The organism is Streptococcus sp. KCJ4932 (assembly GCF_004352745.1).
Lineage (GTDB): Bacteria > Bacillota > Bacilli > Lactobacillales > Streptococcaceae > Streptococcus > Streptococcus ruminicola.
Genome location: NZ_SJWW01000017.1, coordinates 1 through 14,861 on the forward strand (window position 1 = coordinate 1; position 14,861 = coordinate 14,861).

Annotated in this window: 13 protein-coding genes and 1 pseudogene; 10 read left to right on the plus strand and 4 right to left on the minus strand. The window is 35.9% G+C overall.

What is annotated here, in order from left to right; translation table 11 throughout:
* From E0E02_RS07850 to ffh, 4 genes and pseudogenes are all read left to right on the plus strand, one after another.
* Positions 1-398 (plus strand): annotated as a pseudogene (locus E0E02_RS07850) (DNA-binding protein); the annotation flags it as partial.
* A gap of 159 nt (positions 399-557) precedes the next feature.
* A complete protein-coding gene (locus E0E02_RS07855) occupies positions 558-1,256 on the plus strand; it encodes a GntR family transcriptional regulator (RefSeq protein ID WP_074964666.1) in 699 nt (232 codons plus the stop codon).
* Positions 1,257-1,392: 136 nt separating this feature from the next.
* Complete coding sequence (locus E0E02_RS07860; RefSeq protein ID WP_004231629.1) at positions 1,393-1,725, plus strand: putative DNA-binding protein; 333 nt, start codon at positions 1,393-1,395, stop codon at positions 1,723-1,725.
* A 45-nt stretch (positions 1,726-1,770) separates the two neighbouring features.
* Positions 1,771-3,336 carry a signal recognition particle protein gene (gene ffh, locus E0E02_RS07865; protein ID WP_133018282.1) on the plus strand — a complete coding sequence of 522 codons (1,566 nt, stop codon included), beginning with the start codon at positions 1,771-1,773 and terminating at the stop codon, positions 3,334-3,336.
* A gap of 45 nt (positions 3,337-3,381) precedes the next feature.
* On the opposite strand, the gene E0E02_RS07870 is transcribed toward ffh, so the two are convergent.
* Complete coding sequence (locus E0E02_RS07870) at positions 3,382-4,404, minus strand: AraC family transcriptional regulator (protein ID WP_133018283.1); 1,023 nt, start codon at positions 4,402-4,404, stop codon at positions 3,382-3,384.
* A 171-nt stretch (positions 4,405-4,575) separates the two neighbouring features.
* On the opposite strand from E0E02_RS07870, the gene E0E02_RS07875 reads away from it, so the two are divergent.
* The 6 genes from E0E02_RS07875 to xerS all read left to right on the plus strand — a co-directional run bounded on the left by E0E02_RS07875 (position 4,576) and on the right by xerS (position 12,339).
* A complete protein-coding gene (locus E0E02_RS07875; protein WP_206282024.1) occupies positions 4,576-6,312 on the plus strand; it encodes an ABC transporter ATP-binding protein in 1,737 nt (578 codons plus the stop codon).
* Positions 6,309-8,042 (plus strand): ABC transporter ATP-binding protein, encoded by a 1,734-nt coding sequence (locus E0E02_RS07880; protein ID WP_133018285.1) that lies wholly within the window; start codon positions 6,309-6,311, stop codon positions 8,040-8,042. The genes E0E02_RS07875 and E0E02_RS07880 overlap by 4 nt, the downstream gene beginning before the upstream one ends.
* Positions 8,043-8,051: 9 nt before the next feature.
* Positions 8,052-8,639 carry an MptD family putative ECF transporter S component gene (locus tag E0E02_RS07885; protein ID WP_133018286.1) on the plus strand — a complete coding sequence of 196 codons (588 nt, stop codon included), beginning with the start codon at positions 8,052-8,054 and terminating at the stop codon, positions 8,637-8,639.
* A gap of 66 nt (positions 8,640-8,705) precedes the next feature.
* Complete coding sequence (locus E0E02_RS07890) at positions 8,706-9,395, plus strand: energy-coupling factor transporter transmembrane component T (protein WP_133018287.1); 690 nt, start codon at positions 8,706-8,708, stop codon at positions 9,393-9,395.
* A gap of 4 nt (positions 9,396-9,399) precedes the next feature.
* On the plus strand, positions 9,400-10,782 hold the full coding sequence (locus E0E02_RS07895) for an ABC transporter ATP-binding protein (RefSeq protein WP_133018288.1): 1,383 nt from the start codon (positions 9,400-9,402) through the stop codon (positions 10,780-10,782).
* 486 nt (positions 10,783-11,268) lie between these two features.
* The gene (gene xerS, locus E0E02_RS07900; RefSeq protein WP_133018289.1) at positions 11,269-12,339 is read left to right on the plus strand and encodes a tyrosine recombinase XerS; all 1,071 of its coding nucleotides are present in this window, start codon (positions 11,269-11,271) and stop codon (positions 12,337-12,339) included.
* A 100-nt stretch (positions 12,340-12,439) separates the two neighbouring features.
* Here the strand turns inward: xerS and E0E02_RS07905 are convergent, their stop codons facing one another.
* The 3 genes from E0E02_RS07905 to E0E02_RS07915 form a co-directional block, all read right to left on the minus strand.
* Positions 12,440-13,120, minus strand: coding sequence for an XRE family transcriptional regulator (locus E0E02_RS07905; protein WP_133018290.1), 681 nt, complete (start codon positions 13,118-13,120; stop codon positions 12,440-12,442).
* Between the two features lie 82 nt (positions 13,121-13,202).
* Positions 13,203-14,150 carry a sensor histidine kinase gene (locus tag E0E02_RS07910; RefSeq protein ID WP_133018291.1) on the minus strand — a complete coding sequence of 316 codons (948 nt, stop codon included), beginning with the start codon at positions 14,148-14,150 and terminating at the stop codon, positions 13,203-13,205.
* Positions 14,147-14,809: a response regulator transcription factor gene (locus E0E02_RS07915; protein WP_074563669.1), complete on the minus strand. Its 663-nt coding sequence runs from the start codon at positions 14,807-14,809 to the stop codon at positions 14,147-14,149. Before E0E02_RS07915 ends, E0E02_RS07910 begins: the two co-directional genes overlap by 4 nt.
* Positions 14,810-14,861: the final 52 nt, after the last annotated feature.

A 14,861-nucleotide genomic window follows, 5' to 3' on the forward strand; every position in this document is an offset into this window, starting at 1 on the left:
ATCTTTTAGCGAATTATGATAATTTGGACGAGCCAACTAAACGAATCACAGAAAGTATTTTTTCAGAGTGGTATGAAACAGTATTAACTGAAAAGTATCCAATAAACAAACATTTACTATATGCAGCATTAAATAACGAAGAAGTAAATGTTGAGAAAAGAAAATTGATTTTATCTGAATTTTTATCTGAATTTACTGATTCTGAAGTTGTTGATTTACTTAAAGTTGTTGGATTAGATACAATAATTATTGCCATTAACGGAAATGGTAAAAGACCTAGGATTCAAAAAATGCGTTATAATAAAAAAATTCTTGATTATTTAGATAAAAATAACAAAATTTCTACATATAGCGAACATGGTGAGTACTATCAAATCAATTCATATAAGAACAACTAATCTTCTCAGCACTCATAAAAAATTCAAACAAACATTGTTCTCTGAAAATCATCTATACAGCCCCGCCATTTTCCAAAAGAAATAATACCGTGACTAAAAACTTCCTTGATTTTATGCTAAAATAGAGCTAAGTTATTTAGAACAGAATGGGAGTAGGGTATGGTTCCAGCGTATATTAGAATTCATGATGCGATTAAGAAAGAGATTGATGGGGGCGTTTGGGAGATTGGTCAGCGTTTGCCAAGTGAGCGTGATTTGGCAGATGACTATGAGGTGAGTCGTATGACGCTTCGTCAGGCGATTACGCTTTTGGTGGAAGAAGGGATTCTTGAGCGTCGTGTGGGTAGTGGGACTTATGTGGCTAGTCATCGTGTGCAAGAGAAGATGCGCGGGACAACGAGTTTTACAGAGATTGTGCGTTCGCAAGGTAAGACGCCATCTTCACAGTTGATTTCTTATCAACGTAAGCCAGCTAATGACACTGAGATTCAGCAGTTACAGCTTAAGGCTAGCGATTATGTGGTGCGTATGGAGCGCGTGCGTTATGCGGATAATGTGCCTTTAGTTTTTGAGGTGGCATCAATTCCTGAGAAGTTGATTCAGTCGTTTAATCGCGAAGACATTACAGAGCATTTCTTCCAGACTTTGACGGATAATGGCTATGAGATTGGTAAGAGCCAGCAAACCATTTATGCTAAAAATGCGAGTGAGCGCGTGGCTAATTATCTTAAAGTGCCTAAAAATCACGCGGTGCTTGCCTTGACTCAGGTGTCATATTTCTCAGATGGACGTCCATTCGAGTATGTTCACAGTCAGTATGTTGGCGACCGCTTTGAATTTTATTTGGAGAATAATTAAAAGTTGGACACTTGTCCAGCTTTTTTTGGTTAAATGATGGTATCGCTTACCATTTTTTTGAAATAATCTGCCATATCTAGTGTGATTAACCAATTCTGACTATTAAAATCAGTCAAAATATGGTAAAATAAAGGCTATGGAAATTGAAAAAACCAATCGTATGAATGCTCTTTTTGAGTTCTATGCTGCTTTGTTAACGGACAAACAGATGAATTATATTGAACTGTATTATGCGGATGACTATAGCTTGGCTGAGATTGCTGAGGAATTTGGTGTTAGCCGTCAAGCGGTTTATGACAATATCAAACGAACTGAAAAGATTTTAGAAGCTTATGAGATGAAGCTACACATGTATTCGGACTATATTGTTCGTAGTCAGATTTTTGATGAGATTTTGGATAAATACCCATCAGATGACTTTTTAAAAGAAAAAATTGCGATTTTGAGCAGTATTGATAACCGAGATTAGACAAGACAATCGAGAAATTAATAGATTTAGTAGGAGAATAATATTATGGCTTTTGAAAGTTTGACAGAACGCCTACAAGGGGTTTTTAAAAATATTCGCGGAAAGAAAAAGCTATCTGAAAAAGATGTTCAGGAAGTAACCAAAGAGATTCGTTTGGCTTTGCTTGAAGCCGACGTTGCTTTGCCAGTTGTTAAAACATTTATCAAACGCGTTCGCGAACGTGCAGTTGGTCATGAAATCATTGATACACTTGACCCAACTCAACAAATCGTTAAAATCGTTAACGAAGAATTAACAGAAATCCTTGGTTCTGAAACAGCTGAGCTTGAAAAATCACCTAAAATTCCTACAATCATTATGATGGTCGGTCTTCAAGGTGCTGGTAAAACGACATTTGCTGGTAAATTGGCTAACAAGCTGATTAAAGAAGAAAAAGCTCGTCCAATGATGATTGCGGCTGATATTTACCGTCCAGCAGCCATCGACCAATTGAAAACTCTTGGTAGCCAAATCAATGTTCCAGTTTTTGACATGGGAACTGACCATTCAGCCGTTGAAATCGTGACAAATGGTTTGGCAAAAGCTAAAGAAAACCACAACGATTACGTTATCATCGATACAGCTGGTCGTCTGCAAATCGATGAAGCTTTGATGCAAGAACTTCGTGATGTCAAAGCTCTCGCTAAACCAAATGAAATTCTTTTGGTTGTTGATAGCATGATTGGTCAAGAAGCTGCCAATGTCGCTGACGAATTCAACAAACAATTGGATATCACAGGGGTTGTCTTAACTAAGATTGATGGTGATACACGTGGTGGTGCGGCGCTTTCTATCCGCGAAATCACTGGTAAACCAATCAAATTCACTGGTACTGGTGAAAAAATCACTGATATCGAAACATTCCACCCAGACCGTATGTCAAGCCGTATCCTCGGCATGGGTGATTTGCTCACATTGATTGAAAAAGCAAGTCAAGAATACGATGAAAAACGTTCAATGGAACTCGCTGAAAAAATGCGTGAAAACACCTTTGACTTTAACGATTTCATCGAACAACTTGACCAAGTGCAAAATATGGGACCAATGGAAGATCTTCTTAAGATGATTCCTGGTATGGCTAATAACCCTGCACTTAAAAACTTTAAAGTTGATGAAAAAGCTGTCGCTCGTAAACGTGCTATCGTGTCATCAATGACACCTGAAGAACGTGAAAATCCTGATTTGCTAACACCTAGCCGCCGTCGTCGTATTGCAGCTGGTTCAGGTAACAGCTTTGTTGATGTCAACAAATTTATCAAAGATTTCAACCAAGCAAAACAAATGATGCAAGGTGTCATGTCTGGTGACATGGAAAAAATGATGAAGAAAATGGGTATCAATCCAAATAACCTTCCTAAAAATATGCCAAACGGTATGGATATGTCATCACTTGAAGGCATGATGGGTGGAAATGGTATGCCAGACCTATCAGCGCTTGGTGGAGACATGGATCTTAGCCAAATGATGGGTGGCGGATTCAAAGGTAAAATCGGCGAATTTGCCATGAAACAATCAATGAAACGCATGGCAAACAAAATGAAAAAAGCTAAGAAAAAACGCAATAAAAAATAATTGTTAAAAAACCGAGAAGTAGTTCTCGGTTTTTTTGTGCTTGATTTAGTTATTTCTTTCTACCTTTGCTTCACAAAACTTGTTAAGGCAATCATGGCATGGGCGTTTTTCTTTGTTAGGAGTAGTTTGTTTCTTGATATCATGCGGGTAAACACCGATATACTTTTTAAATAGGCTAGCAAAACGGCTGTGAGAGGTATAGCCGACCGCAATAGCCACTTCCTTAATTTCTAGTTGGGTTGTCATTAATAAGTGCTCTGCTAGCGCCATACGACGTCGTTGGATGTATTCGGTAATTGTCATATGATACTTGATCTTAAAGGCTGTTTTGAGCTTGGTTTTACTCATCATAGCAATTTTAGCCAGTAAATCTTGTGGAATTGTTGCCATCAGATGATCATTGATATAATGGCGGACATTATCCAAAGCGAGGCTATCTTCTTGACTCATTTCTTGTTCATCTTGTGCGGCATAATAGTTATTAATAATGACGCTTAGCCATTCTTTAGCCTTGATTTCATAGAAAAGTTCGCTGGCAGAAGATCCCAACTTATAGTGTAAAATATCATCAGCAATTTTTCCAAGTCCTGCTCCCAGAAAGTGATTGGCTTCTTTGAAAATATGACATAAATCATCAGGGTTTAATTGGTAGCGTCCGACAAGGCAGTCATCGATGATTTTTTGTTTAAAGTCAAAGCAAACGGCTTGAAAATTAGTGTGCTCATGTAGTAAAGTCTGAAGAATTTGATGTTGATTGCAAATCACAAAGCTATCGTTACTTGAGAGTTGCTGGTAAGGTGGCAAGATTTCACCATTAGCAGAAATGACATGGGCTGAAAAGAGGGCAGTATCAGGAAAAGCCGACAAATCGCAACAATAGATAGTTTCCTTTTTTAGAGTAAAATCAAAAATACTAACTCGGAAGTATTCAGTCTCATAGGTCCAATAAAATCCTTCTAAATCATCACATGACAAGTAATAGCTTTGACCGTGTGGAGCGAAGCGGCTGCAATTAGGGAGTAAAATAGCTTTTTGCTTGATGTTATCATTGAAAAAGATGGCTGACATGAAATCTCCTTTTTAAAATAACACGATTGGACGAATAGCACAATTCGCCAATATTGCTGAATATGCATTGAATACATAATTATTACATGCTAGAATGTATGTCAAATCCATTATAATGTTTAAATGCCTATTTATCAATATTTTGGATAAAAATAAGAAGGAGCTCATATGATTAAGGTTTATAAAAAGTTATTTTCTTATGTGCCTGAGTTTAAGTATTTGGCTTATCTTGCTATTTTACTAGCAGCTTTGTCAACTGTTTTTACGATTGGTGCTTTTTATGACATGTATCTCTTTTTAAACCATCTAATTGTTCAGAATAATGCGACAAATATTGCCCATTATGCAAAAACGGTTGTTGGTTTTATGATGACTGGGATTGGTATTTACCTCATTTCAGGGCTATTAACCCACATAGTAGCTTTTCGTTTGGAAACTAATCTTAGAAAAAAAGGGATTGACGCTTTGAGTCAATCAAATTTTGCTTATTTTGATACTCATACATCAGGATACATTCGTAAAACCATTGATGATAATGCTGCAGAAACACATACGATTGTTGCTCATTTGATTCCTGATAATACAACAAGTGTCATGACTTTGCTATTACTGGTCCTTGCAACTTTTGCAGTTAATGTTTATCTGGGACTTGCTTTAATTCTGTTAGCAGTCGTTGCTTTGTTGCAGATTAAACAGATGATGGGAGACGCTGAGTTCATGGATGCTTATATGAAAGCTTTGGAAAAAATGAATAGTGAAACCGTTGAATATGTTCGCGGGATGCAAGTTATCAAGATTTTCAAAACTTCTGTACAATCCTTTAAAGCTCTTTACACAGCTATTAAATCTTATTCAGATTATGCTCTCAATTATAGCTTTTCTTGTCGTACAGCCTTCATTATCTTTCAAGTAATGTTTGCGACTTACGCAACTTTGATTGTGCCAATTTACTTATATTTCGTATCGAAATCACAACAATTAACTTTGCTACCAAAATTTATTTTCTTCTATTTTGCGGTTGGTTTGCTTTATGTTACCTTTATGAGAATCATGTATGTTTTCATGTATCAGTATAAAGGAAGTGTCTCGGCAGAAAAGATTGAAACTTTGTACAATGATATGACTAGCCAGCGTGTAGCTCTTGGAGATGAAGAACTTCTTGAAAATGGTAATATCATCTTTGATCACGTAAGTTTTGGTTATGAAGATCAAAAAGTTATTGACAATCTGTCATTTGAATTGGAAGAAAACAAGGTCTATGCCTTTGTTGGAAGTAGCGGTAGTGGGAAATCAACAATTGCCAAATTGATTGCTGGACATTATCGAGTTGATAGCGGAAGTATCAAATTAGGTGGAAAACCCATTGAATCCTATAGTCAGGATGCTTTGATGAGACAGATTGCATTTGTCTTTCAACAATCAAAACTTTTTAAAATGTCTATTTTTGACAATGTCAAAATCGGTAATCCAAATGCAAGCGATGAAGAGGTTATGAAAGCCTTGGAATTAGCCTCATGTGAAGAAATTCTTGATAAATTCCCTGAACGTGAACAAACGATGATTGGTTCCAAAGGTGTTTATCTTTCAGGTGGTGAAAAACAACGCATTGCTATCGCACGCGCCATTCTAAAAGATGCTAAAATCGTTATTTTAGATGAAGCATCAGCTTCTACAGACGTTAATAACGAATACCAAATTCAAAAAGCTTTTGCTAATTTAATTGCTCATAAAATGGTTATTATCATTGCACACCGTTTGTCATCAATTAAAGGTGTTGATGATATTTTAGTGATTGATAAAGGTCAAATTATTGAACGTGGTAACAGTAATGAATTACTGGAAAAAGGTGGTAAATATAAAGCCTTTAGCGATCTTTACGCATTAGCAAATGAATGGAGGGTGTCATGAAAAAGAAATTACAAGAACTTTTTGCCTTGACTGAACACGGTGCAAGTCGTTTATTATATGCTTGCGTCACGGGATTATTTGTATCAGCAGCAGAATTAACACCGATTATCTTGATGATGTACTACATCAAGCATATCTTGGCACAGGAAACTCTTTCTTTTTGGACAGTTATTCTAGGTTTAGTTTTAGTTGCTGCAGAGACTTATGGCTTTTTCTACATCGATTATAATGCGACTTATACGGCTACTTATCAAGAAAGTGCTGATCTTCGGATCGATATTGCTGATACTTTACAAAAAATGCCTTTATCGTATTTCTCACAACGTGATTTGACAGATTTGTCACAAACCTTGATGAGTGATGTGGAACGTCTTGAACATGCTCTTAGCCATGCGATTTCTAAAACTATTGGCTTTGTCCTTTACTTTATTTTATTAACGATTACGCTTTTTTTCATCAATCTTCCTTTAGCTTTGTGTATTTTTGTCCCCATTTTTCTAGCTTTTTTAGCACTTATTTTGTCAAAAAATATGCAAAAGAAAGCTGTTAAGAAATACTGGAAACAGCTCCGCGAAAACTCTGATAGTTTCCAAGAAGCCATTGAATTACAGGAAGAAATAAAAGCTTACAATTTAAGACAAACCATCCATGATAAGCTTTATCAGCAAATGGAAAAAAGTGAAAAAATCCATATTATCTCTGAAGTTCTTCAAGGTATTCCAATTAATATATCCAACTCAATTATCAGATTGACAATTGGATTGGTGATTTTGGTTGGAACAAATCTTTATTTCCAAGGTCAAGTGAGTCTTCTGGTTTTGCTGATGTTTATTCTACTTGCTATCAAAGTTTCTGACAGTACTGAAAACATTGTTTTAAATGTCGGTGAAATTCTCTACATTGACTCAGCTGTTAAAAATATTAAAGAACTTCGTGCAGTCAAACAACAAAGTGGACAAGATGTTACTCTCAAGCATTTTGACATCGAACTCAAAAAAGTTGGCTTTGCTTATAAAGATGGACAAAAGATCATCGACGGTGTATCTTTTGTTGCCAAACAAAATGAAATCACAGCACTTGTTGGACCATCAGGATGTGGTAAAACAACCCTATTAAGACTTTTATCTCGCTTATATGATTATCAAGAAGGGCAAATCACTATTGACGGCAAGAACATCCAAGACATTAGCACCAATAGTTTATTTGATAACATCTCAATTGTCTTTCAAGACGTTACGTTGTTTGATAATACGATTTTGGAAAATATTCGCCTTGGTCGACCAGATGCAACAGATGAAGAAGTAAAAGAAGCTGCTCGTCTTGCAAATTGTCAACATTTTGTTGAAAAATTACCAGAAGGTTATGAAACAAGAATTGGTGAAAATGGTGCAAAATTATCTGGCGGAGAACGTCAACGTATATCTATTGCACGTGCCATTTTGAAACAGGCACCAATTGTTATCCTTGATGAAATCACTTCATCACTCGATATTGAAAATGAAAAAATGATTCAAGAAAGTTTGAATTATCTTTTGAAAGATAAGACCGTGATTATCATCTCACACCGTCTTAAATCCATTGAAAATGCTGATAAGATTGTTGTGATGAAAGATGGTCAGGTTGACGGTATTGGTAAGCATCGTGATTTGCTTGAAAAATCAGCTGTTTACCGTGATCTCATTGAAACATCGCAAAAAATTGAAGAGTTCAAATATCAAAAGAATGCTTAGGAGAAAAAGATGAAAACAAATTCCTTCACTGTTAAAGATTTGATTAATGCTGGTTTATTTTCACTCTTAGTTTTTATAGCTATTTTTGCTAGTGGGATGTTTGGGTTGATTCCGATTTTTATGCCATTCATTCCTTTTCTATGCGGGCTTTTTGCTGGTCCTGTCTTTATGCTTTACAGCACCAAGATTCACCGTTTTGGTATGGTTTTAATTATGGGAGTCATTATCGGACTTGTTTTTACTGTCACAGGTCACGGAATTTATATCCTACCAGGAATGACTCTCTTGTCTTTAGTAGCTGAATACATTTTGAAAAAAGGTAGCTATGCTAGCGTAAATCACACGAAGTGGGCTTTTACCGTCTATTGTTTATCATTTGGTTTCAATATGATTCCGATTTATGTTTCTAGGGTTGCTTATGTGCAACGTTTGGTCGAAGAAGGCTATGGTCAAGCTTACGCTGATAAAATGATGAGTATCTTACCTTATTGGTCATTCTTCCCAGTTCTTGCCCTAGGAGCAGTAGGTGGTTACCTAGGATCAACAATTGGTGTCAAGATGCTGAAAAAACATTTCCAAAAACTTGAAATGGCGTAAAATACAAAAAAATGAATACAAGCTTGGTCGCCTGATGCGGCCAAGATGCATTTGAGAGTGAATGAGATGAAGTTAGATTTTCGAACAAAATTACTAATGACAGTTGTCATTTCCTTTGTTTTGCTATTTGGCAATTTGCAAAGAAGCTACCCGATTATTGGTTTGATTGTAACCTTTTTGCCTTATGCTTTTTTACTGCTAGAAAGAAAAGTAAGCAAAGCCCTTAAGGGAGCAAGTTTAATGATTTTTGCTTTAGTATTGCAATACTATGCAGGATTGCATGCGTTTAGCGGCATTGGAGCGTCTGTTGTGTTATTCTTTTCTATTATCGTTTTACGGATGGGACCAGGGCTTGCCATGGGAGAATACAGTCTTTTAACGACAACCATGAGCGACTTAGTAGCTTCTTTAAAGAAAATGAAGTGTCCAGATAGTTTAATTATTCCTTTATCAGTCATGTTTCGCTTTTTTTATACGGTAAAAGAAGATTATCGCCAAATCAAGGAAGCTATGTACTTGCAGGGTTTGGTGACTAGTCAATTCTTCCGTCAACCTTTACGCATGATTGAATACCGATTTGTTCCGCTTTTGATGTGTTTGTCCCGCACGGCAGATGATGTGGCTATTTCGGCAACAACCAGAGGGATGGCAGTCGGTCAGGAACGTTCAAGTATTTCAAAGAGTCGCTTGAGATTACTTGATTATTTTTGGATGTTTGCCATGTTGACCATTTTAATCTTAATGATTTGGAGTTAAAACTATGCTAAAACTCAACCATTTTTCACTAACTTATGACCAGCCAATCTTAGAAGATATCAATTTAAGTTTTAAACCAGGTGAGATTACTGTTTTAACAGGGAGTTCAGGTTGCGGAAAGAGTAGTCTTTTGAAGGCGATTAATGGGGTAATTCCTTATTTTCAGCCTGCTAAGTTATCTGGTGATATGACTTATGATGGAGAAAGTTTGCTTGATTTGGATATGGCTGAAAGAAGTCAAGTAGTGGCTAGTGTTTTTCAAAATCCTAAAACGCAATTTTATGCCGTTAATTCAACGGATGAAATGGCTTTTGCGCTTGAAAATCGCAATATTCCTGCCAAAGACATTTTTGATCGTATCAACTATTATACGGATTTATTAGAAATGCAGGATTTGTTTGACCGTGATATTTTTACTTTATCAGGTGGTGAGAAGCAATTGCTTGCTATTACTAGCGTTGCTTGCATGGATAATGACATTTATCTCTTTGATGAACCGTCGTCATCGTTGGACCGTGAGGCAATTTCTCGCTTTAAACGCGTTTTGATAAAGCTTAAAGAGCTTGGAAAAATCATTATCATTGCTGAACATCGACTTTATTATCTGAAAGACTTGATGGACCAGTTTGTCCTTATTTCTGACAATAAAGCGCATGTTTATCCCATTTCAGCGGTTAATGATGACTTGATTCAAGCGAAAAATTTGCGCGCATTGACAGAAATCAGCAAATCTGAGCTCATCAAGATTTGCTCGTACCAAAAACAATCAAAATACTCTTCAAATCAGGCAAATGGCAAGTTGATTTGTCAACGTTATAGCTATCAACACGACGACCAGCCAAAGAAAATTTTTGATTTCAATCTAGGTATCGATCAAGGCATTAACTTTATCATCGGGAAAAATGGTATCGGGAAAACAACTTTTTTAAGATGCCTATCGGGGTTAAATAAGAAATTCAAAGGAAAAACATACTACGATAAGAAACTCGTCAAACCAAGCTATAAATGGCTAAGTGAGGTCGTTCAAGATGTGAATTATCAGCTTTTTACCGAGTCTGTTTGGTCAGAAATTTCGCTGGTTAGTGACAGTGACCAAGCTAAAAAAGATGCTCTAACGCAGTTTGGTTTAATCAGCAAGCTAAATAGACATCCGCAAAGCTTATCTGGAGGCGAAAAACAACGTTTATTACTAGCTATGGCAAAAGCTTCCAATAAACCAATTATTGTCTTAGATGAGCCAACAAGCGGCTTATGTCATGGTCAAATGAACAAAATGATTGAAGACTTACAAGAAATGGCGAAAAACGGAAAAACGATTATCGTCGTGACGCACGATTATGAGTTAATTAAGCATTGCAAAGGAAGAATCATAGAATTCGTCGAATAAAAAAATTCCCGCAGTTAAAAGCTGTGGGATTCTTTAATGTGTGAAAAAACAATGAATTCGCTTACAAATACTAAAAATCAAGTCTAAAAAGCCAAAATAGAAGGTATTTTTAACAAATTTCATGATCAATGACACGAAGAAAAGCCAAAAAAACGCATAAAAACGGCATTTTAAAAGCTAAAAATGCGAAAAAAACGATAAAAAAACTTAAAGTAGGTAAGCTATAAAACCTAAAAAACAGATAACCAGTGAAAATTTTTTCGAAAAAAATTTTGAGCATGAGAATAGGAAGAATAAGTAGTCAATAAAAACTAATGAGCAGAAAAACGCATAAAATCAAGTGTTTTTGACGATAATATAAATTTAATATAAATCAGCTCTTTCTAAAATTTTCTATAACATCTTTCCGAAAAACTGTAATTTTCTTGAAAAACAAATCAGTCTATGATAAACTACTATTATAAAGACATCTAGGGAGATTTTTAGATGAAACGTGAAAAATTACTCGAAAAAATTGATGAACTCAAAACAATCATGCCTTGGTATGTCCTAGACTATTACCAATCAAAACTTTCTGTGCCATACAGCTTTACAACCTTGTACGAATACCTCAAAGAATATAGACGATTTTTCGAATGGATTCTCGAATCTGGTATTTCAAATGCTAATCAGATTGCTGACATTGATTTAAGCACTTTGGAGCATTTATCCAAAAAAGATATGGAATCCTTTGTTCTTTATCTTCGTGAACGACCTTCTTTAAATACCTATTCAACCAAGCAAGGGGTTTCACAAACCACTATCAATCGTACCTTATCAGCACTTTCAAGCTTATTTAAGTACCTGACAGAAGAGGTCGAGGATGAAAATGGTGACCCCTACTTCTATCGAAATGTCATGAAAAAGATATCAACGAAGAAAAAGAAAGAAACCCTTGCTGCTCGCGCTGAAAACATTAAAGGAAAGCTCTTCTTAGGTGATGAAACAATGGCCTTTATCGAGTATATCGATAAAGAGTACCAAAATAAGCTCTCTCACCGTGCCCTCTCCTCCTTCCAGAAAAACAAGGAGCGAGATTTGGCAATTATCGCCCTTCTTCTTGCCTCTGGTGTTCGTCTTTCTGAGGCTGTTAATCTTGATTTGAAGGATTTACATCTGAACATGATGGTTATCGAAGTCACTCGTAAAGGCGGCAAACGCGATTCTGTGAATGTTGCTGCTTTTGCCAAACCTTACCTTGAGGAGTATTTAAAAATTCGAGCGCCACGCTATAAAGCAGAAAAACAAGATCAGGCATTATTTTTAACGGAATACCGTGGTGTTCCAAATCGTATCGATGCATCAAGTATCGAAAAATTAGTAGCCAAATACTCACAAGATTTCAAAGTACGTGTAACTCCCCATAAACTTCGCCACACCTTAGCAACCAGATTGTATGGCGCCACTAAATCTCAAGTTTTGGTCAGCCACCAATTGGGACATGCAAGTACTCAGGTAACTGACCTATATACCCATATCGTTAACGATGAACAAAAGAATGCTCTTGATAAATTGTAAAAAGTAATCTGGACTGTAATGAGTCCAGATATTTTTATATATAAGCTTATTTTCAAAGTCCTTAAAATCTTTGTTTTACATAAATATTATTATGTATTATTTAGATTTCTAAGGGTTTGAAGTTACCAACGATTTTTCCGATGATTCTTGGGTTTTCATCATAAGGTGCAAATTTGTCAGCATAATGTTTATTGAGAGAGACTAAACGCAATCCCTTTTCTTCACGGTAAACTTTTTTGATATAGGTTTGCCCATCCCAATCAACCGCATAAATGGCACCATCGTAATCAAATCCTGTTTGTTTGATGAGAACGACTTCTCCATTAAGATAAGTTGGTTCCATTGAATCACCAAATACCCAAGAGGCAAAGTCATGATCTAGTTGTTCATCGTAAAAGACGGTATCGTAATTGCCATCCCCAAAATAAGAATAACCAGTACCTGCAGATAATTTTTCAAAGACCTTGTAGGCGTAAAGTTTTGGTAAAGGTTTGACAGCTTCTTGCTTGTGTAGCAAATCTTGCGCGTAATTTTCTAACTTAGTCTGGTTATCAGGTGTTAATTTTAAATAGGTATTGACAATATCGTATTCTGAGAGGAAATATGTTGTATCAACCTTAAAAATCTGGCTTAGTTGTTCTAAGTTTTTTTGGTTAGGTTTAGTTTTTCCATTCTCCCAATTAAAATAGGAAGCTCTTGATAACTGTAATAACTTTGCTAAATCAGCTTGCGAATAGCCTTTTTCTTGACGTAGTTTTCTTAACTTTTCTCCAGAAAACATGAGCTCCTCCTTTGTGTTAGTTTATAAACTAACACTATTATAAAAAATAATCAGCAAAAAAGCAAGATGTAAGAATCTTGCTTTAACGTTTTTTGGGAGTGATAAACACATGAGTTCCTTGATCGATTTGGCTTTGAATGCTGATGTCGAGATTAAGGCTATCTAGAACTTGTTTTGTCATGTAAAGCCCCAATCCTGTAGCTTTTTGGTGTTCGTGCCCGTTAAAACCAGTAAAGCCTTCTTCAAAAATCCGTGGCAAATCCTCTTCTAGTATTCCGATACCATTATCTGATATTTCAATACTAGCCTGAGAAATGCGGATGCTGATTTTACCACCATCTTTTGAATACTTAATAGCATTATCAATTACTTGTGTCAGTGCGAAGGTCACCCATTTTTTATCAGACTTGAGCTGCCAATCACCTGTCACCTCAACAGAGAGATGTTTTAATAAACAAGGAATGCGGTATTTTTTGATGATTGAGGTTGTAATCTCTTTGACGGATAGTCTTTCAAAACGAAAATCATCTTTATTTTGACTGAATTTTAAATAATTTAATAGGGTGTCTAAATAGTTTTGAAGACGATTTAGTTGTTGTTCGACTTCTTTTGATTCAAGTTGATTAGTCTGTGCCATCAATGATAGAGCTGACAGAGGAACTTTCATTTGGTGAGACCACATTTTGATGAGATTCTGAGTATCTTCCATCTGTGTCTGAATGGCTAGAACATCACTGGCATGCGCTTCTTTTTGCTTACAAATAATAGCTTTAAAGGCTTTTTCTGATGGAAGATTGAAGTCGTCTAATTCTTTTACATAAATAAATTGTTGTAAAATATCCTGTTTCTTTTTAAATTTGAAGTACTGCCAAATGCTAATGAAAATTAGTATTGTGATACTAATGCTAAAGCTTACTCTGAAGTAAGTTACTGGCAAGTGAAATAACATAAAGGTCAGGAAAAATGAAATGGTCAATATAGCATAGGTAAGGTACCAAATGCCGTATTCTTTAAAAAACTGTCGAATCATTTTAACAGATAACCTACTCCTCTCACGGTATGAATGCGGTCAAATCCTAGTGGCTGTACTTTTTTACGCAAGCGAGTCATGTTGACACTTAGGGTATTTTGGTCAATAAAGCTCTCATTTTCCCACAGTTTTTCTAGCAAATCTTCTTTTGGCACCACTTGATTTTGGTGCTCAAATAAAATGCTAAGAATTTTGTTTTCTGTTGGCGAGAGATTAATTTGTTTGCTCCCATTTGAGAGAATGCCCTCGCGAGATAATGAAAATTCGTCAAGTTGATAATTATCAGAGGTGAATTGGTGGGCTCTGCGTAAGAATGCTGCAATCTTAGCATCTAAAATGGTTAAGGAGAATGGTTTTGAAATAAAATCATCTCCTCCCATATTTAACGCCATAACGGTATCCATCTCGTCATCACTTGAGGAAATAAAAATGATTGGTAAAGTCATGGTTTTACGAATCTCAGTTGTCCAATAAAAGCCATTAAAATAGGGCAAAGTAATGTCCATTAGAATCAAATCGGGTTTTATTTCTTCGATTTCTTGTTTAATGGCACGAAAATTATTAACGCTAAATACGTCGTATGCTTTGTTTAAATGTTGTTTTAGTAAGTTGACGATGGTTTTATCATCTTCAACGATGTAAATCTTTCCTTGTTTCATAGGTTCATTTTAGCAAAAAATGGCCTTTACGACCATTTTCAGCTGGAGTTTC